We start from the raw sequence: 20,651 nt of genomic DNA, 5'->3' as shown, positions 1-20,651 counted from the left end.
GAATGAGCTTAAGTTCATGGGGCAAGTAAGTTAAGTAACTTGACTCACGAACATAAGTTGCTTGGCTTACGAAGTTAAGTTCATAAATTTACCGGAATAATAGATATATTACCCTCAACAAAATCATATATGAAAATGAAAAAAAACTTGATTGATTATGAGCTCCTGTGGGAGAAAATTACGGATTACGCAAAGGCCACCGGTAGAACGACTGCTCGTCCTGTACTTCTATTATATTATGTCTTGCGAAGCCCCGAAACTCCCTCTTCGGATAAGATGTTGATTGTGGCGGCACTTTCGTATCTGGTATTGCCGATTGATTTGATTTCGGCTAAGCGGTTACCAATTATCGGCTGGATTGATGAAGCGGTATCTTTGGTTTATGCTTATAAAAAGGTGTGCCGCTATGTGACTCCTGAGATTGAATCAGAAGTGGATAATATATTGGAACGCTGGTTCCCGGAAGGAAAGTGTGAGTTGATAGAAGAATAAATATTGTACTTGTCTTTGGGGAGTAAGGATGGGTAAATGGAGTATTTTAGGAATGGGCTTCGTCGAATTTCGGCGTGGCCCTTGCTGATTGTAGACAAAGGTAAATTGTAACTCTCCCCAAGGAACTTCATTTTGTCTGAGAATATGTGAGGTATGTAAAAGTGTTACAATATGTTTTGAGTCTTATTAATTCCCTATAATTCAATTATTAACATGACCTAAGTTCTCTTAGAACTTAGATAAAAACGCTCAAAAAGAGTTGTTTTGCTGGATTTGGCAAGCAAGAAGTAAGGCTTAATAGAATAAAATTATTTATTATCCAACATTTTATCTGCAATTTCTTTGGTTTTTAATATATTTTCATATCTTTGCAGCAATATTTAATATAAAGTTCTAAGAGAACTTAGCATTTATGAACGTTAAATTAAAAAGTTTTTTTATGAAAAAGAGAGTTTTGTTTACGTTGGCTTGTCTATTCCTATGGACAGGTATGGCAATGGCTCAAGTATCCCGAATTACTGGAGTTGTAGTTTCGGCAGAAGACAATGAGCCGATTGTCGGAGCTTCGGTTCTTGTGAAAGGTACTACCCTTGGAACTATTACCGATATGAATGGCCGGTATAGTATAAACAATGTTCCGGTCAATGCAAAATCTTTGGTAATATCGTTTGTCGGTATGAAAACACAAGAATTGGCTATAAAGGGTGGTGAGCAAAGAGTAGTGATGCAAAGTGATACGGAATTGATTGATGAGGTCGTTGTAGTGGCTTATGGTACACAGAAAAAATCATCTTTTACAGGAGCTGCTTCCACAGTAGGGGCCAAATCCATAGAGAAACGTGCTATCACTAATGTTACAGCTGCATTGGAAGGAAATGCTTCCGGAGTTCAGGTGACTGCTGCCACCGGACAACCTGGTGAATCTTCTTCTATCCGTATTCGTGGGTTTGGCTCAGTCAATGCATCCAATGCTCCTTTATATGTAGTGGACGGAACTATATACAATGGCAGCATAGGTGATATTAATCCTGCGGATATTGAGTCTATGACTATATTGAAAGATGCGGCATCTACTTCTTTGTATGGTTCAAGTGCGGGTAATGGTGTGATCTTGATTACTACTAAAAAAGGTAAAGAGTCAGGTGGAACAGGAGTAAACTTAACCATTAACCAAGGATGGTCAAACAGGGCTTATAAAGATTATAAAAAGGTGGGGATTTATGATTACTATCCTTTACAATGGGAGATGTTGAAGAACTCTTATATTACATCTGGTAAGGATGCTGCAACGGCGGCCTCATTGGCAACATCTAAAATTGGAAGTACATTGAAGTATAATCCTTTTGTTGGTGTCGCGGATGATGCCATTGTCGGAACTGATGGAAAACTGAATTCTTCTGCTGATGCATTGAAGTGGGGGGATGATTTGGATTGGGAAGATGCAGCTTTCAAGACCGGCTATCGTCAGGAATATAATTTGAGTTATAATACAAAAACAGAAAAAAGTGATACTTATGCTTCTGTTGGCTATTTAAATGATGATGGTTATATGATCAAGACTGACTTTGAACGTTATTCTGGTCGTTTGAATTATAATGTGTATCCTACTAAATGGTTCAAGACTGGTTTGAATTTGGGAGTAACGCGTACGGTATCCAATTATTCAACTTCAGATTCGGGAAATTCGAGTTCATATAGTAACCTTACCCGTTTTATTCGTACCATGGCTCCTATATATCCCGTTCATAAACATGATTTGGAAACCGGTGCTTATTTGGATGCTAATGGTAAGGCAACTACTGATCCGGGTGAATATATTTATGATTATGAAGGAACTCGCTTGTCGAATAATGGACGTGATGCGATAGCTGAAACAGAGTTCAATCAACGTGAACTGGTGCGTGTTAATCAGACTGGACATACTTATCTCACTTTGACTCCGGTTGAAGGGTTGAACCTTACAGCCAATTACTCTATCAATAATATTGATTATCGTCGTAAAGTCTATGAAAATCCTTATGTGGGCGATGGCACTGCCGGACCGGGTCGTTTGAACCAAATGTCTACCCGAACGCTGACTCAGACCTTCAATCAATTGATAACTTATAGCAAGTCTATCGGAAATCATAACTTTGACGTTCTTTTGGGACATGAAAACTATTCTTATAAGTATGAGTATTTATATGGCATGAAGACCCAGGAAACAGTTTCGGGCATGTATGAATTTGGTAATTTCGTAAATATCAGTTCACTTAGCTCCTATACGAACACCTATAAAAAGGAAGGTTACTTTGGCCGTATCAATTATGATTATGCGCATAAATACTACGCTTCACTTTCTTATCGCCATGATGGTTCCTCGCGTTTTGCAAAAGAGAACCGATGGGGGAATTTCTGGTCGTTCGGAGCAGGCTGGAGAATTAGTGAAGAGGCATTTATGAAGGATGTGAAATGGGTGAATAACTTGAAATTACGTGCTTCTTACGGTGAAACAGGTAATGATAATATATTGGATAGTGATGGTGATCCTGATTATTATCCTTATCAGACCTTATATGGTTTGGGATATAAGAATGGCTCAGAAGCTGGAGCCTACTTCACGGTGATAGCCAATCCCTCATTGAAATGGGAAACACAGATATCTACGGATATTGCTCTTGAATTTGGCTTGTTTGACCGTTTGACGGGTACTATTGAATATTTTAAGAAAGATTCCAAGGATTTGTTGTTTGATGTTTCCCAGCCTGCTTCTGTCGGAGTAACATCCATTATACAGAATATCGGTAAGGTTACTAATTCAGGAGTGGAAATAGAGTTGGATTATAATGCATTTAAAAATAAAGATTGGAGTGTATCAGTTGGGGCCAATGCTACTTTTGTGAAGAATAAGATCAAGAACCTGCCGGCTACAATGAAAGAAAATGGATATATCAGTGGCTCTAAAAAGTGGTTGGAAGGAAAGTCCATTTATGAATTCTGGCTTCGTCAATGGCATGGGGTAGACCCTCAGACCGGTGATGGTTTATATGTGGCTGATGTAAGTAAATATAATCAAGGGAATATCGGAACAGGGGATGGAAACATTACGCAGAGCCAGTTTGATGAGTATAAAAAAACAGTAGTGACTATTGATGGTAAGGAATTGACCAATTCGTATACTTATGCTAAATACGACTTCAGCGGTTCTTCTATTCCTGATGTGTATGGTGGGTTTAATGTCAGAGTTAGTTATAAGAACTTTGATTTGGCTGCTGTATTCTCTTACCAGTTGGGCGGTCAGATTCTGGATACTAATTATGCTACCATGATGAGTATGACTGAATTTGGTTATGCACAAAGTCCGGATTTGTTAAAAGCATGGAAACAGGCAGGGGATATTACTGAGGTTCCCCGTATAGACAATAGTGCGGCTCATACCACGAATATTGGTCAGTCTTATTCAACTCGTTGGCTTACCAGCTCGGATTATCTTAATTTAAGATCTGTCACTATTGGCTATCAGCTCCCAAAAACTTGGTTGAGCAAAGTGATGCTTAAGAGTGCCCGTTTGAATCTGACTGCGGAAAACTTGTTCATGTTGAAAGCCCGTCAGGGATTGAACCCGATGGCCAACTATTCCGGTGTGACTTATAATGAGTATATGCCGTCCCGTAATATCACGTTAGGGCTTAATGTTTCATTCTAAAAATAAAAGAATTATGAGATCAATTAAAAATATAACATTAGGATTAGCGACAGTTGGAGTAATGTCTCTATCCGGTTGTGCCGGTGATTATCTGGATACCATTCCGTCTACCTCTGTTTCAGAAACGACAATAAACACCTCGTTGGACAATCTTTATATAGCATTGAACGGAATTCATAAAGAGATGGTTTCTCAGGAAAGCGGATATCAGTGTCTGGGCGGTGAACCCGGTTTTATGATGTCACGTGATGCAGAGGCTGATGATATGAATTGGCAGACAAATACATGGATGAAGGCGGCCTATTTAGGATGGCAATGCAATATGAATGAAACGAATGGTTATAATTATAAGTTCTGGCAGATTTATTATCAATGGATTCTGAATGCCAATAAAATTTTGGCGGGTTTGGAGGAAGTTGAAATAACTAGCCAGGAATTGTTTGACCAGATAAAGGGAGAAGCTTTATGTATTCGTGCTTGGGCTCATTTTAATTTGGTCCAGCTTTATGCAAAACGTTATGAAGCCGGCAAGGATAATACACAGGATGGAATTCCTTATCGTGAAAAAGCTGTGGCCGAAGAGCAGGCACGTAATTCCGTAGAAGATGTTTATGCTAAAATCAATAATGATTTGGATGAGGCTTGTATACTTTTGAGTGGAATAAAAGTAAATGATGTCAATCATTATAGCGAGATGGTGGCATGGGGATTGAAGGCACGTGTAGCATTGGCCATGCAAGATTATAATAATGCGGCGGTTTATGCAGGGAAATCTATTTCTTTAGCTGAAGCTGGTGGTCACCGGTTGATGACTGGCAGTCAGTTGAATTGTGGGTTTGCCAATATCACGACGGACACTAAAGAAGCGATGTATGCTGCAATGACTCCCGATGATAAGACTGTCTATTTTTATTCTTATTACGCATATATGTCATGGAACTTTAACTCCAGTGCCATTCGTCAGGGAGTGAAGTGCATAAATGTGGATGCTTATGAAACGATGTCTGAAACAGACTTACGGCGTGCGTGGTGGGATCCGACAGGGGAAGCATCTGTTCCATCATCAAGTTATGCAAAGAATGCTTATCAAAACCGTAAGTTTACTGCCCGTTCTACAGCCGATGCTGTAGGTGATGTCGCATTTATGCGTTTGGCAGAAATGTATCTCACTCAGGCCGAAGCATTGGCTCGTGCAGGAAAAGATAGTGAGGCGCAGGCTGTGTTTACTAAATTCCAGATAACCCGCGATCCCTCTTATGTTTCAAAAGGAAATATCGGTGATGCTTTGGCAGAGGAAATTATGAATAGTCGCCGGGTGGAATTGTGGGGTGAAGGTTTTCGTTTTTATGATTTGAAACGTTTGCATTTGTCTATTAAGCGTGGATCAAATTTTGATATAGCTTTCTGTACTTTTCTTGAAAAGGATAAAGATGCACAAGGTTGGGTGTGGGAGATACCTAAAATTGAAACTGACTTTAATTCACTTTGTACGAAGAACTATTGATAATTCTCTCTAACACATAAATTTTCTCTTAAAGGAGGTGGGCAGAATTTTTCTTGAAAGTTTTGTACCACCTTTTTGCTTGACATAACTTTTGTTTTACAAGACCGATAGCTTTTCTGGTTTTCTTTTTGTATTACTAGGGTTGTCTAATATCAATTTTGTTGATGTTTTTTGGTAATTTAGAAGAAATGGATTTAATTTCTCCTTGGTCTATCGTTATAATCCATTGTCTTGAATAAAGTAAAGAACCTGTAAACACGAAATAAGTGTAAACAGATTCTTTACTATTGTTTAAAATGATAAACTATTCAGGTGAAAAAGCTTATTCCTCTTCGTCCAGTAAAATGTCCATAATCTGAACTGCTGCTTTGGCAACAGAGGTTCCGGGGCCGAAAATTGCTACAACACCTGCCTTGTATAAGAAGTCATAGTCTTGAGCGGGGATAACACCACCGGCGATGACCAAAATATCTTCACGACCTAATTTCTTTAATTCTTCAATAATCTGCGGGATCAGTGTCTTGTGTCCGGCAGCCAATGAAGAAACACCTACTACATGAACGTCGTTTTCCACTGCGTCACGAGCAGCTTCGGCAGGAGTTTGGAACAACGGTCCCATATCTACGTCGAAACCACAGTCGGCATAACCTGTTGCAACTACTTTTGCACCACGGTCGTGTCCGTCCTGTCCCATCTTGGCAATCATGATACGCGGACGGCGGCCTTCCTTCTTTGCAAATTCTTCGGTCAGTTCGCAAGCTCTTGCGAAGTCTGTATCCTTTTTACTTTCTGATGAGTACACGCCTGATATAGTTCTGATTACTGCTTTATAACGTCCTACAATTGTTTCACAAGCATCCGAAATCTCGCCCAAGGTAGCACGGACATGAGCTGCCTCTACAGCCAGTTCCAGCAAATTGCCTTTACCTGTCTTTACACATTCGGTGATGGCTGCCAAAGCTTTGTCTACTTCTGCTTGATTGCGGCCTTCTTTCAAACGCTTCAGATTTTCAATTTGTTCCAAACGTACAGCTGTATTGTCTACTTCAAGGATATCGATAGGATCCTCTTTTTCCAAACGATATTTGTTAGTGCCGACAATTGTTTGGGCACCGGAGTCGATACGGGCCTGAGTACGTGCCGCAGCTTCTTCAATACGCATTTTGGGTACTCCGGTTTCGATAGCTTTCGCCATACCGCCCAAGCTTTCAATTTCCTGAATATGTTCCCAAGCCTTGTGAGCCAGTTCGTTAGTTAAAGATTCTACATAGTAAGAACCACCCCATGGGTCCACGTTCTTGCAAACATATGTTTCTTCCTGAATATAAATCTGAGTATTACGTGCGATACGTGCAGAGAAGTCGGTGGGCAATGCAATTGCCTCATCCAATGCGTTGGTGTGCAGTGACTGGGTGTGTCCCAATGCTGCTGCCATGGCTTCAATACAAGTACGACCTACATTGTTGAACGGATCTTGCTCCGTCAATGACCAGCCCGAAGTCTGGGAATGGGTACGCAATGCCAGTGATTTCGGATTCTTCGGGTTGAACTGCTTGACAATTTTAGCCCACAGCATACGTGCCGCACGCATTTTGGCAATTTCCATAAAATGATTCATGCCGATAGCCCAGAAGAATGACAGACGCGGAGCGAATGCATCGATGTCTATACCTGCGGCTACTCCGGCCCGAAGATATTCCAAACCGTCAGCCAGTGTATAAGCCAATTCAATATCTGCTGTGGCACCTGCTTCCTGCATGTGGTAGCCCGAGATGGAGATGGAATTGAACTTAGGCATTTTTTGTGAGGTATATTCAAATATGTCAGAGATGATCTTCATGGAAAAGGCAGGTGGATAAATATAAGTGTTACGCACCATAAACTCTTTTAAGATATCATTCTGGATGGTTCCGGCCATTTCTTCCAATTTGGCTCCCTGTTCCAAACCTGCATTGATATAGAATGCCATGATGGGAAGTACGGCACCATTCATGGTCATGGAAACAGACATCTTGTTCAAAGGAATACCATCGAACAAAACTTTCATATTTTCCAATGAGCAAATAGACACGCCTGCCTTACCTACGTCACCTACTACACGTTCATGGTCGGGGTCATAGCCGCGGTGTGTCGGAAGGTCGAATGCGACAGACAAGCCTTTCTGGCCTGATGCCAAATTACGGCGATAGAATGCATTACTTTCTTCGGCAGTGGAGAAACCTGCGTATTGGCGGATAGTCCAAGGACGGAAAGTGTACATCATGGAGTACGGGCCGCGAAGATAAGGAGGAATACCTGCTACATAGTTCAAGTGCTCCATGCCTTCCAAATCTTCTTTAGTGTAAACAGGCTTCACATTGATGTGTTCCGGCGTTTTCCAGTCGGCGGTGATGCCATTTTCTTTTTGCCATTCCATACCATTCTGAGGTTGAAATCCGGCATATATATCTATATTTTTAAAATTCGGTTTCATTGTTCTTCCTTACTTAATTCCTAACTTAGCGTTGTATTCTTTCAATGTGTCCAATACGTTGACACGTACATGGATAAAGTTTTCGATGCCTGCGGCTTTCAGCTCTTCCATACAAGCAGGAGCACCTGCAACAATGAAAATAGCTCGTCCGTCCAATGCCTTGAATGCAGGAATAGCATATTCTGCGTATTCATCATCGCTGGAACAGATAACTACGATGTCTGCACCGGCTTTCATAGCTGCTTCGACACCGGCCTCTACTGTGGGGAAGCCCAAATTGTCGATTACTTCGTAACCGGCACAAGCCAGGAAGTTGCATGAGAATTGGGCACGTGCTTGACGCATGGCCAGATTACCGATAGTCAGCATAAATGCTTTCGGACGTTTGCCGGATTTCTCTGTCTGCAAACGAAGTGCTTCAAACTGGCTGGCAGCACGGTCGAAGTTTAATGTGGCAAACGGCTTTTCACAGCTGTCATGATTACCTCCACAACAACATTTGGCTTCTACAGGAGCCTTTTCGCCTGCTTTTTCATTGAAGTTAGGATATTGGTTGGTACCCAGTAGAATTTCTTTGCGTTTTGAAACGGAATCGTGGCGGGCCTTGTTGCTTGCGTTGATCGCTTCCTGTACTTTTCCTGCTTTTACTGCTTCCAGCATTCCTCCTTCGTCTTCTACTTTCAAGAATAATTCCCATGCCTGTGTGGCAATAGAAATTGTTAAATTTTCAATAAAGTAAGAACCCGCGGCGGGGTCAACTACTTTGTTGAAATGACATTCTTCTTTTAGCAATAACTGTTGGTTACGGGCGATACGTTCAGAGAAGTCGTCCGGAGTTTCGTAAGTCTTGTCAAACGGGGTTACGGTGATGGAGTTGACTCCTGCCAAGGCGGCACTCATCGCTTCGGTTTGAGTGCGGAGCAGGTTTACATGTGCATCAAACAAAGTCAGGTTGAAAGTGGATGTTTCAGCATGTGCCACCATTTTGCAGGCACAGAGACAAGTACCGTCTTCCGCTTTGTTCGGACATTCGGGCTGGCGGTTGCATTGAGGATGATATTCTTTTACGATGTCCGCCCATAACATACGTGCTGCGCGGAACTTGGCAATTTCTAGAAAATAGTTGGAACTGATGCCGAAATTGAATTTTATTTTCTTGGCAGCCAGTGCGGCAGGAACTCCTGCTTCTACCAGCTTGCTCAGATATTCGTTACCCCAAGCCAATGCATAGCCCAGTTCTTGTGAAATATAAGATCCGGCATTGTTCAGTTCTATCGCATTGACACAGATACAACGGAATTTAGGTAGCGGAGCCAGTACTTCTACCAATTCTTTGGCAGTAGTGATGAAATTGCTAAGGTCTTTGCCTTTTACCATCATTTTACCCATAGGGTCATAGTTGACGGAGCCTTGCAACTTGGTCAGGTCGTATCCTTTCTTTTGGAAGTAAGCAACCAATAATTTGGCTAATTCCACCGTATGTCCTTGGCAAGTGGAGAAGTTTAACTCAATGCATTCCGCACAGATATCATTCAATAATGTTTCGATATATTCAGGACTGAGGTCTTTCTTCTTTACGTAGAATCCCAATGAGTCAACACCTTTGTTCAAAATATCCAGTGCTTTAGCATTAGCCTCTTTAGGGCATTCTACTTTGATTTCCTGACGCACGAACCAAGTATTGTCGTTTTTCTTCGTGCCTCTTACATAGGGGAATTCTCCGGGTAGTCCTTCAGTTGTTTTCAAACCTTCCAGATCTTCCTGGCGATAAAATGGTTTTACTTTAAAACCTTCGTTGGTTCTCCAAACCAATTTCTTTTCAAAATCAGCGCCTTTCAAGTCTGCTGTAATCTTTTCCATCCACTGTTCCGTAGAAACGGCTGGGAAGTCCGAAAAGAGTTTCTCTTTACTATCTGCCATAGTTTATTCGGTATTAATATTTAAGAATTATATCACATACTTTTTCAATAGTATGGGCAAATATACTAAAACCTTTTAAATAGAATCCTTTTTTTAGCTATTTTCATAAAGGAGAAAGAGAGGTTTCTGTCATTTTGTTAAGTGACGAAAATAAAAGATGTTCTTATTGCAAAGTGGATATTGCAAAATAAATAGGAATCATGAAATAATAGTTTTCAAATTGTTGGGCTGAGTGAGGGGAATTCATTAATTTTGCGGCAATTTATAAAAACATAGTATTATATCATGGACTGGTTACAAAATCTATTATTTGATGAAAACTCAATAGCGCATATCGTGCTGCTTTATTCCTTTGTGATTGCAGTAGGAGTGTTGCTGGGAAAAATTAAATTTTTCGGGGTATCGTTAGGTGTTACTTTTGTTTTGTTTACCGGTATTGTCTGCGGACATTTCGGCTTAACGGGGAATACACAGATACTTACATTTTTACAGGATTTCGGACTGATATTGTTCGTGTTTTGTATCGGACTTCAGGTAGGTCCTTCTTTTTTCTCTTCCTTTAAGAAAGGAGGGATTGCTATGAATCTAGTGGCAATGGGGATTGTCGCATTGAACATTGCCGTGGCAGTGGCTTTGTATTATGGTTTGAACGGCCGGATAGAGCTGCCTATGATGGTGGGTATTCTTTGTGGTGCCGTAACGAACACGCCGGGACTGGGTGCTGCCAACGAAGCGTTGAGCCAGCTGAATTACAGTGGCCCGCAGATAGCGATGGGATATGCATGCGCTTATCCGTTGGGAGTGCTGGGTATCATTGGTTCCATTATTGCTATCCGCTACATTTGCCGGATTAATTTGAAAAAGGAGGAAGAGGATATCGCTAAAGAAGAAGCTGCAAATCCTCATCTGACTCCTCGTATGATGCACCTGGAAGTACATAATGAGGCGTTGGCAGGAAAAACGTTGCTTCAGGTCAGAGACTTCATGGGGCGTGACTTTGTTTGTTCACGTATATTGCAGAACGGTCATGTCAGTATTCCTAATCGTGATACAGTCTTCCATCTTGGTGATCAGTTGTTTGTGGTTTGTGCAGAGGACGATGCGGAAGCCATTATTGCTTTTATCGGTCCTAAAATTGAAGTGGATTGGGAAAAGCAGGATACTCCGATGGTATCCCGCCGTATTTTGATTACACAACCTAAAATGAATGGTAAGCAATTGGGTGAGTTTCATTTCAGTAGTATGTATGGTGTGAATGTGACCCGTGTCAACCGTTCAGGTATGGATATTTTCGCTTCACGTAACTTGACCTTGCAGGTAGGTGACCGTGTAATGGTGGTAGGTCCTCAGGATGCGGTGGAACGTGTTGCCAATTTGATGGGTAACTCATTGAAACGTTTGGATCATCCTAATATCGTGACTATTTTTGTGGGTATTTTCCTGGGTATTTTCTTTGGTAGTCTGCCTATTGCGTTTCCAGGTATTCCTACTCCGGTAAAATTGGGTTTGGCCGGTGGTCCGTTGATTGTATCTATTTTGATAGGTCGTTTCGGATATAAATTGAAATTAGTGACTTATACCACTATGAGTGCCAATTTGATGTTGCGTGAAATTGGTATTGCTTTGTTCCTTGCCAGTGTGGGGATAAAGGCTGGTGCGAATTTTGTGAATACGGTTGTCGATGGAGATGGTTTGTTGTATGTGGGTTGTGGTTTCCTTATTACAGTTATACCTTTATTAATAATGGGAGCGGTTGCACGCTGGCATTACAAGATGAATTATTTCATGTTGATGGGGCTTATTGCAGGTAGTAACACAGATCCCCCCGCATTGGCGTATTCTAATCAGACAGCAGGTAATAATGCTCCGGCGGTAGGTTATTCTACTGTGTATCCGGTGTCCATGTTCCTTCGTATTCTGACTGCCCAATTATTGATATTAATATTGGCAAGCTGATATTGGTAAAAAGTATAAAAACAATAAAGTATAAAACTTGTAGGAGGGGGTGTCAAAAAAATGGTAGCTTGAATCATTTTTTTGACGCACCCTCTTGCTGATTAAAAGAATAAATATGATTTCAGTAGATGGATTGACCGTTGAGTTTGGCGGTACCACCTTGTTTAGTGACATATCTTTTCAGATAAATGAGAAAGACCGTATTGCCTTGATGGGGAAAAATGGTGCGGGCAAGTCTACCTTATTAAAGATCTTGGCTGGTGTGCGGCAACCTAGTCGTGGAAAGGTGTCGGCTCCTAAGGATTGTGTGATAGCTTATCTTCCCCAGCATCTGATGACAGAGGATGGGCGTACTGTATTCGAGGAAGCTTCTCAGGCATTCGCGCATCTTCATGCTATGGAGGCAGAAATAGAAGCCATAAATAAGGAACTTGAAACACGTACCGATTATGAAAGTGATTCATATATGGAGTTAATCGAGAAGGTTTCTGCCATGAGTGAGAAGTTTTATTCCATTGATCTTACCCATTTTGAAGAAGATGTGGAAAAGGCTTTGCTGGGACTTGGTTTTATGCGTGAGGACTTCAATCGCCCTACCAGTGATTTCAGCGGTGGCTGGCGTATGCGTATTGAGTTAGCTAAATTATTGCTCCAGAATCCGGATGTATTATTGTTGGATGAGCCCACCAACCATCTTGATATTGAATCCATCCAGTGGTTGGAGGATTTCTTGGTCAATAGTGCCAAAGCGGTAATTGTCATCAGCCACGACCGTAAATTTGTAGATAATATCACGACCCGTACCATTGAAGTAACGATGGGACGTATCTATGATTATAAAGTGAATTACTCCCAATATCTGATATTGCGTAAAGAACGTCGCGAGCAACAGATGAAGCAATATGAGGAGCAGCAGAAGATGATACAGGAAACCAAGGATTTCATAGAACGGTTCAAAGGAACTTATAGCAAAACTTTGCAAGTGCAGAGCCGTGTGAAGATGCTTGAGAAATTAGAATTGGTTGAAGTGGACGAAGAAGATACCTCAGCATTGCGGTTGAAATTCCCGCCTTCTCCGCGAAGTGGAAATTACCCGGTCATTATGGACGGGGTAGGAAAGACCTATGGTGATCATGTGGTTTTCAAGAATGCCTCATTGACCATCGAGAGAGGGGATAAAGTGGCTTTTGTGGGCAAGAACGGTGAAGGTAAGTCTACTTTGGTAAAATGTATCATGCGTGAGATAGAGCATGAAGGGACTTTGACGCTGGGACACAATGTGCAGATTGGTTATTTTGCTCAGAATCAAGCCTCTTTGTTGGACGAGAACCTCACGGTCTTTCAAACGATAGATGATGTGGCGAAAGGGGAGATCCGTAATAAAATACGAGACTTGCTGGGTGCATTTATGTTTGGCGGCCCCGAAGCTTCCATGAAGAAGGTGAAAGTGCTCAGTGGTGGAGAACGTACTCGTCTTGCCATGATCAAACTATTGTTAGAACCGGTGAATCTGTTGATTTTAGATGAGCCTACCAATCACTTGGATATGAAAACCAAAGATATCCTGAAACAAGCTTTGATGGATTTTGACGGTACATTGATTGTTGTATCTCATGATCGTGACTTTTTGGACGGATTAGTGACGAAAGTGTATGAATTTGGGAATAAAAAGGTAAAAGAACATCTTTGTGGTATCTATGAGTTCCTGGAAACAAAGAAAATGGAAAGTTTGCAGGAGTTGGAAAAATAAATTAGCTTTGTATCTGTTAACTTTGGATTGGATGTGGAGATGCAAACAATTTCTATAGATATAAATAAAGTACAAAAAGGAGACGAGACGGAGTTTCGTCTTCTTTTTAATCTTTTCTATCCTCGTCTGATGTCTGTAGCTTGCCGTTTTGTGCCTGAACATATTGCCGAAGATATTGTACAAAGTGTCTTTGTCATGTATTGGGAGCAGAAGTCCGCTTTGATACCCAATGCCATTCATTCTTTCCTTTATAAATGCACACAGAATAATTGCCTGAATTATCTGAAGCACCAAGCTGTTGTGCTGGGGCATGAGGAGGAGGTACGTCTGGCGGAAGAACGCATGGCCTTTCAGCTGGCAGGATCGGACGCCAACGAATTGTGGAATGAGGTGGTTGAGCGTGATATCCGGAAATTGTTGAAAGCTTCCATCTCTAAATTACCTCCTAAATGTCGTCAGGCTTTCGAATTGTCTTACTTTAAAGAGATGACTTATAAAGAGATAGCGGAGGCTATGCATATTTCATCCCGTACGGTGGAAGAACATGTACAGAAAGCCACAAAATTCTTGAGAGAGGATTTGAAGGAGGTATTGTTCTGTCTGTTGTTTTTGCTTCGTTAATACCTTCATGCAGGCTTTTTCTGGAGTCTGTAAAAAATAAAATGCAAAAAAAGCATTTTTTTTTCTTTTTAACCCCGTAGTTCCTTCTAGGTTAATTGTCTTAATAATGAAAGACAATAAAGAAAGTAAATGAAGGACGAAATTTTAATTCGATATATCAATAAGCATTGTACTGCAACCGAAGAAAAAGAGATTTTAGAGTGGTTGAAAGAGAAAGATAACCGTCAGCGTTTATTTGAGCTGGAGCAAATCTGGGGACTGAAAGCTGAAATGCGTTTTTCGGATAAAGGACGTATGGATGAAGCTTATCGGCAACTGAGCAGACAACTTGGCTTGAGTGGGCAGATAGAGAAAAGAGAGAAACCGATACAGAGATTTACCGTCAGGGAATGGTGGAAGTATGCGGCTGTGTTGGTTGCTGTTTGTCTTTTTGCGACAAACTTGTTCTATATCACGAAAGAGGAACCGGAAGCATACAATACGGTAGTGGTTCCGAAAGGCCAACGGGTTTCTTTATTGCTGAGTGACGGGACAACAGTCTGGCTGAACGCTGAGAGCCGTTTTTCTTATCCGGCTAAGTTCTCGGAAAAATATAGAACGGTCACATTGGAAGGAGAGGGCTATTTTGAGGTGGCACATAATCCCAAATGTCCGTTTACGGTGAAATTGCCGATGTTGAATATCAGGGTGTTGGGTACAAAATTTAATGCAAAAGCCTATTTGGATGAACCGAGTTGGATTACTTTGAAAGAAGGTTCGGTAGAAGTATCAACCTTAGATGACAGAAGTAAGGAAAGAATGTCGCCCAATGACCAGGTATATTACACCGTTAGTGATGGCTTGGTGTTAATAAGGAATTCGGCGCAGGCAAATGTGGATAGTTGGACTACTGGTGACCTGAGATTCGACAATAAGACTTTGAAAGAAATGGCAAAGGTTATAGAACGTCGGTATGATGTGAAAATCAGGATTATGGATAGTTCGCTGGTTGAAGAATATTTCACTTGCCATTTTAGGAAAGACTTGACCATAGCCCAGGCGATGGAATTGTTGAAAGAAACCAGACGGGTGGATTATAGAATTGAAAAGAAAACGGTATACCTATATAAAAAATAACAGTATGTGAAACTTTGAAAAACAACGGATGCCTATGAAGTAAAACCTTTGCAAAAAATGAAGGGTCGAAGACGCACCACCATCTTTCGACCCGGATTAATGAGTAACCTTATAATTTATTACAAACTAATCAATTACAAATGTATGGATAATATTATGAAATGCACGCCATTGGGTGAGCAAAAATCACTATGGCTACGAAAAACATTGTTAATTATGAAATTCTTTGTTCTTTTTCTATTATTGGGAACTGTCCCGTGTTGGGCAGGCATCGCTTATTCACAGAATGTGAAGATGTCTTTGGACATGGAAAATACTACGGTGCATGACGTGATTAATGCTATTGAGAAAAAAGGAAATTTCTATTTTACCTATAATCTGAATCAAGTCAATGTCAATAGAAAAGTATCCATTAAAGTAGAAAATAAAACGATTAACCAAATTTTAGATCGGTTATTTTCAAAATCAGGTATCGATTATAAAATAGAAAATCGTCATATTGTATTATATAAGCAAGCAACTCCCGAAGTAGAAGCTGTGAAACAACAGAAATCTATAAACGGTATTGTAGCCGATGAGCAGGGTGAACCTATCATTGGTGCCAGTGTATTGGAAAAAGGTACTACAAACGGTACGATTACTGATTTGGATGGTCGTTTTACTTTATCTATCGGTAAGGGAACTGAATTGATTGTTTCTTATGTAGGTTATACCACAAAGACCGTGAAAATAGGTAATCAGTCTACTATAAAAATTGTATTAATAGAAGATACCAAGACATTGGATGAGGTGGTTGTAATTGGTTATGGTACACAGAAAAAGTCTGATGTTTCAGGTTCGGTAACATCAGTATCGGGTGATAAACTGTCTAAGATTCCTACTGCAAATGCAGAGATGGCATTGCAAGGTATGGCTCCGGGTTTGTCGGTAAACTTTGGCAGTGGTGCTGCCGGTTCTTCTGCCACTTTGCAGGTACGCGGTGTGACTTCTTGGAAAGATGATGATGGCGAGAACAGTGAAAGTAACGGTCCACTAGTGATTATCGATGGTGTTCCGGGTAATATGTCTTATCTTAATCCTGAAGATATTAAATCGATTTCCGTATTGAAAGATGCTGCTACTGCCGCTATCTATGGTTCACGTTCGGCAGCTGGTGTTATTTTGATTGAAACACATCGTGGTACGATGAATTCAGCTCCGAAGATTACTTTTTCCGGTTATTGGGGGTTGAGTGCCATGCCGAAGCGTCTGGAAGTTTGTAATTCAGCTGAGTTTATTAAAGTACGTAAGATGGCATTAATAAATGCAGGTACGGATGAAAGCCGCTGGCCTAAATATATCAGCGAGTACGAGAGAGACCCGAGTCAGTTTGCTGATACTGATTGGCAGAAAGAGTATTATCAACGTGGTTTTACACAAAAATATAACATTGGTTATACGGCAGGTAGTGCTAATTCCAATGTGTCTCTTTCTGCTTTCTATAGTAAGACGGACGGTGTGACTATTGCTACCGGAGATGAAAAGTTCGGTTTCCGTTTAAACTCTGATGTTACCCGTGGTAAGTTTAAAATGGGTGAATCTGTAAGCTATAGCCGTTGGTCGGCCGATTTGGAATCCAATTCGGGTTTCTCTTCCATTTATCAGGTGACGAATATGGAGCCGTTAGCGTTCCTTTATGATGAGAACAACGATGGTGGTTATGGTGGTGCCATCTCTGGTATGGGTATGTCTGATGCCGGTAATCAGGTTGCTTTTAATAAATTGATTGATAATACAAGCTCTACCGATTATATCGCAGCTTCCGGCTATTTGCAGTACGAGCCGATTAAAGGGCTTATCGTGAAATTCAATGCCAGCCGTAATATGTACTTTAGCAAATCTCGTCTTTTTACACCTACCTATGAGATTGGGGCGGCCAAACGAAACACGATGGCTAGTTTATCTGAATCACGTTCGCAGACAACCAACGATTTGTTGGAATTGACTGCTAATTATGACAAGACCATTGCTGAAATACACAATCTTTCTCTTTTATTGGGACTTTCTCAGGAAGAAAATAAGTATGAAGACCTTAGTGCTTCCGGTTCTGATTTTGAGAATAACAGTATGAGCTTGATGGGACATGCTAAAAGTAACTATTCTGTAGGTGGTACCAAGACCCGCAGTGCCCTCCGTTCTCTCTTTGGCCGTGTGAACTACAACTACATGATGCGTTATATGATTATGGCTTCTTTCCGTTATGATGGCTCTTCACGTTTTGCTAAAGGTAACAAGTGGGGGTTCTTCCCTTCTGTATCATTGGGCTGGAACATTGCTAATGAACCATTTTGGGAAAATTTGAAAGAAACTGTTTCCATGTTTAAACTCCGTTTGAGCTACGGTGCTTTGGGTAATCAGAACATAGGTCTTTATCGATATATTCCTACTTTGAGCTACAATACCCATGCATTGAACTATCCTTTTGATGGTCGTGAAACTTCCATGGGATATGCCATTACAGCTTTTCCATCCAGTAACATCAAGTGGGAAACGACGGTGTATAAGAATATCGGTGTAGACATTAGTTTATGGAACAATAAACTGGAGCTTTCTGCGGAAGCTTATATTAAGAACACCAGGGATATGCTTTCTAGCCGTAACATCAGTTTAGCTACCGGCTATAATTCTTCTATCTTGGTGAACGATGGTAAGTTGCGCACAACCGGTTTTGAAATGCAAGCCATTTATCATGGCAAAGCCGGAGGATTGAAGTATGATTTGGATTTGAATTTATCTCATTATAAAAGTGTGTTGAAATCTATGGCCAATCCTGACTATCTCTATGAATACGGTGCTTTGCGTACTTATGTAGGTGGTGAAATCGGTGAATTCTGGGTATATCAAACTGCCGGAATCTTCCAAAATCAAGCAGAAGTGGACGAATGGAACACAGCTCATGGCTATAAGGATCAAAACGGCAACTGGCAGCCTCTGCAGCCTGTGGCTAAGCCGGGTGATATCCGTTTCATAGATCAGAATGGAGATGGTATGCTTGATACAAACGACCGCGTGAAAGTGGGTAGTGGTACACCGAAGGTGTCATTGGGATTCAACATTAACTTGGCTTATAAAGACTTTGATTTGGTAGCCAATTTCTACGGTGACTTTGGTGCTAAGCGTTATAACTATACTAAATATCAGTTGGAGCGTATGGACCATGTGTTCAACTATGGTAAGAATGCCTTGAATGCTTGGACACCTGAAAATCCTGATACTGATATTCCACGTGCCGTGTCTGGTGACCCTAATAAGAACTCTCGTACTTCCACCCGTTTTGTGGAGAATGGTGACTATCTGCGTCTGAATAACTTGCAGATAGGTTATAATCTGCCGGTTAAATATTGTAAGAAAATGGGCTTGAGTAACCTGCGTATTTATGTAGGCGCTACCCGTTTGTTCACTATTACCAACTACAAAGGATATGATCCTTCAACCGGTTCTTCAGTCGGACAGATGGGATATGACTATGCAGCCATTCCTTTGAGTCGTGACTTTATGATGGGTCTTAAATTCGGTTTCTAATTAAATTTAATACGAAGATTATGAAATTCAAAAACATATTATTATATGCAGCTCTTCTGAGCGGAATGTCTTTTTCCTCTTGCACAGATTTCTTGGATGAAGACTCTAATCCCAATGCTTTATCACCTGGTATTTTCTGGAAAAGTGAAGGGGATATTATGAAAGGATTGACTAGTGTATACGGAGCGTTGCAGCCGAATGCATCTTGGGCGATACCGTTTGAACGCTACATAGTAATAGACGGATACAGAAGTGATGAGATTACCCACAGAGATGATGTGACGAGTTGGATGAATATTTCATCATTCAATGTGGAACCCACTAACTCCGTAGTCAAGACGGAGTGGACTAATTTGTATAAAGGTATTAATTATGCCAATCAATGTTTGACCAACATTCCCACTGTACCTGGTGACTCGGAATCACTCAATGCCTTGAAGAAGCAGTCTATAGCCGAAGCCCGTTTTTTGCGTGCTTACTTTTATTATCGTTTGTATGTGAATTTTGGCGAGAGAGTTCCTATTTATAAGGAGGCATTGGCAGGTACGGATGAAGAGTTCTATCCGCCACAAGCCAATCCGGGAGAACTGGTAAGTCTGATTGAGACTGAACTGAAAGAAGTACAGAGCGACCTTCCCGAAAGTTATGAGGAAAGTGAAAAAGGACGTGTCACGCGTTATACGGCAGCAGCCCTTTTGGGTAAGTTCTATATGTTCCGCAAAGAATTGGGTAAAGCCGAAGTTGAGTTCAAGAAAATCATTGATAAAGAAGGAAGTCTTTTTGGCTTGATGGAGAATTGGGCTGATAATTTTGACGGTATGCACAAGAACAATAAAGAGTCTCTTTTTGAGATTCAGTTTACCGGAGACCGTTCAGGCGGACAGTATGAATATAACTTGTTTACTGTTCATTTGGGACCTATGGCTGGGCTGGATGCATATGAAGAAGCTTATCCTACGGATTGGATGTGTCAGACGTTATTGGCTGATAAGACTATAGACGGTAAGTCTAGCGACCGTGCACTTCATACGCTTATTTTTGACGATCCCGAGTGTCGTCCCTTTTATTATAAGAATGGAAAATCCTTTAAGGATTACCACAAAGAAGGAGAAATCTTCTGGCACAAATATGTTACTTATACCGAGGGTATGAGTGATTATTGGGACTATAGTTTCTTTAATGTTTCCGTTATCCGTTATGCCGATGTATTGTTGCTTTATGCAGAATGTCTAAATGACAAGGGTGAAACAACAGAGGCCATTAACATAATAAATAAGGTTCGTGCACGTGTCAATGTACCGGCATTGCCGCTTACCATGAGTAAAGCCGAAGTCTTGAAACATCTGCAAGACAAAGAACGTCCTTGCGAGCTGGCATTGGAAGGTTCGCGCTGGTATGACTTGGTTCGCTGGGGTATTGTAGAAGAAACGCTGAAAGCTCACAATAAACCGTTTGTTGAGAATTATGTAGATACCAAGCACCAGTTGTTTCCTATTCCTCATAGTGAATTTCTGTTGAATCCCGATTGGGAGCAGAATCCGAACTATAGCAAGTAATCTTGTTTGTATAATTT

The 20,651-nt window shown here is 41.0% G+C and carries 11 protein-coding genes; 9 read left to right on the top strand and 2 right to left on the bottom strand.

The window, feature by feature from the left end:
- Positions 1–129 precede the first annotated feature (129 nt).
- The 3 genes from RE317_RS10095 to RE317_RS10085 all read left to right on the top strand — a co-directional run bounded on the left by RE317_RS10095 (position 130) and on the right by RE317_RS10085 (position 5,681).
- On the top strand, positions 130–492 hold the full coding sequence (locus tag RE317_RS10095; RefSeq protein ID WP_083829420.1) for a YkvA family protein: 363 nt from the start codon (positions 130–132) through the stop codon (positions 490–492).
- A 439-nt stretch (positions 493–931) separates the two neighbouring features.
- A complete protein-coding gene (locus tag RE317_RS10090; RefSeq protein ID WP_008670756.1) occupies positions 932–4,177 on the top strand; it encodes a TonB-dependent receptor in 3,246 nt (1,081 codons plus the stop codon).
- A 13-nt stretch (positions 4,178–4,190) separates the two neighbouring features.
- Positions 4,191–5,681 (top strand): RagB/SusD family nutrient uptake outer membrane protein, encoded by a 1,491-nt coding sequence (locus tag RE317_RS10085; protein ID WP_008670757.1) that lies wholly within the window; start codon positions 4,191–4,193, stop codon positions 5,679–5,681.
- Positions 5,682–6,003: 322 nt separating this feature from the next.
- Here the strand turns inward: RE317_RS10085 and scpA are convergent, their stop codons facing one another.
- Complete coding sequence (scpA, locus tag RE317_RS10080) at positions 6,004–8,154, bottom strand: methylmalonyl-CoA mutase (RefSeq protein WP_005845696.1); 2,151 nt, start codon at positions 8,152–8,154, stop codon at positions 6,004–6,006.
- A 9-nt stretch (positions 8,155–8,163) separates the two neighbouring features.
- Positions 8,164–10,074: a methylmalonyl-CoA mutase small subunit gene (gene mutA, locus RE317_RS10075; protein WP_005845694.1), complete on the bottom strand. Its 1,911-nt coding sequence runs from the start codon at positions 10,072–10,074 to the stop codon at positions 8,164–8,166.
- A 285-nt stretch (positions 10,075–10,359) separates the two neighbouring features.
- Here mutA and RE317_RS10070 point away from each other — a divergent pair, with 285 nt between their 5' ends.
- The 6 genes from RE317_RS10070 (at position 10,360) to RE317_RS10045 (ending at position 20,634) form a co-directional block, all read left to right on the top strand.
- Positions 10,360–12,030: a putative transporter gene (locus RE317_RS10070; RefSeq protein ID WP_005845692.1), complete on the top strand. Its 1,671-nt coding sequence runs from the start codon at positions 10,360–10,362 to the stop codon at positions 12,028–12,030.
- A gap of 115 nt (positions 12,031–12,145) precedes the next feature.
- Complete coding sequence (locus RE317_RS10065; protein ID WP_005845690.1) at positions 12,146–13,780, top strand: ABC-F family ATP-binding cassette domain-containing protein; 1,635 nt, start codon at positions 12,146–12,148, stop codon at positions 13,778–13,780.
- Between the two features lie 39 nt (positions 13,781–13,819).
- Positions 13,820–14,401, top strand: a complete 582-nt coding sequence (locus RE317_RS10060; protein ID WP_005852999.1) for an RNA polymerase sigma-70 factor — start codon at positions 13,820–13,822, stop codon at positions 14,399–14,401.
- 129 nt (positions 14,402–14,530) lie between these two features.
- On the top strand, positions 14,531–15,517 hold the full coding sequence (locus tag RE317_RS10055; protein WP_005845685.1) for a FecR family protein: 987 nt from the start codon (positions 14,531–14,533) through the stop codon (positions 15,515–15,517).
- 144 nt (positions 15,518–15,661) lie between these two features.
- Positions 15,662–19,078, top strand: a complete 3,417-nt coding sequence (locus RE317_RS10050; protein ID WP_032951797.1) for a TonB-dependent receptor — start codon at positions 15,662–15,664, stop codon at positions 19,076–19,078.
- Positions 19,079–19,098: 20 nt separating this feature from the next.
- On the top strand, positions 19,099–20,634 hold the full coding sequence (locus RE317_RS10045) for a RagB/SusD family nutrient uptake outer membrane protein (RefSeq protein ID WP_005845681.1): 1,536 nt from the start codon (positions 19,099–19,101) through the stop codon (positions 20,632–20,634).
- The last annotated feature ends 17 nt before the right edge of the window (positions 20,635–20,651 follow it).

It is taken from the genome of Phocaeicola sp. GP0067 (assembly GCF_031119655.1).
In the GTDB taxonomy this organism is placed as follows: Bacteria; Bacteroidota; Bacteroidia; order Bacteroidales; family Bacteroidaceae; genus Phocaeicola; species Phocaeicola vulgatus.
This window is presented reverse-complemented; position numbering and strand designations above follow the sequence as displayed.

Bases quoted from the DNA above. Each gene is read 5' to 3' on its own strand.
- RE317_RS10085 (WP_008670757.1), top strand. From the start codon at position 4,191: ATGAGATCAATTAAAAATATAACATTAGGATTAGCGACAGTTGGAGTA.
- scpA (WP_005845696.1), bottom strand. From the start codon at position 8,154: ATGAAACCGAATTTTAAAAATATAGATATATATGCCGGATTTCAACCT.
- RE317_RS10050 (WP_032951797.1), top strand. From the start codon at position 15,662: ATGGATAATATTATGAAATGCACGCCATTGGGTGAGCAAAAATCACTA.
- RE317_RS10070 (WP_005845692.1), top strand. From the start codon at position 10,360: ATGGACTGGTTACAAAATCTATTATTTGATGAAAACTCAATAGCGCAT.
- RE317_RS10065 (WP_005845690.1), top strand. From the start codon at position 12,146: ATGATTTCAGTAGATGGATTGACCGTTGAGTTTGGCGGTACCACCTTG.
- RE317_RS10095 (WP_083829420.1), top strand. From the start codon at position 130: ATGAAAATGAAAAAAAACTTGATTGATTATGAGCTCCTGTGGGAGAAA.
- RE317_RS10045 (WP_005845681.1), top strand. From the start codon at position 19,099: ATGAAATTCAAAAACATATTATTATATGCAGCTCTTCTGAGCGGAATG.
- RE317_RS10090 (WP_008670756.1), top strand. From the start codon at position 932: ATGAAAAAGAGAGTTTTGTTTACGTTGGCTTGTCTATTCCTATGGACA.
- RE317_RS10060 (WP_005852999.1), top strand. From the start codon at position 13,820: ATGCAAACAATTTCTATAGATATAAATAAAGTACAAAAAGGAGACGAG.
- mutA (WP_005845694.1), bottom strand. From the start codon at position 10,074: ATGGCAGATAGTAAAGAGAAACTCTTTTCGGACTTCCCAGCCGTTTCT.
- RE317_RS10055 (WP_005845685.1), top strand. From the start codon at position 14,531: ATGAAGGACGAAATTTTAATTCGATATATCAATAAGCATTGTACTGCA.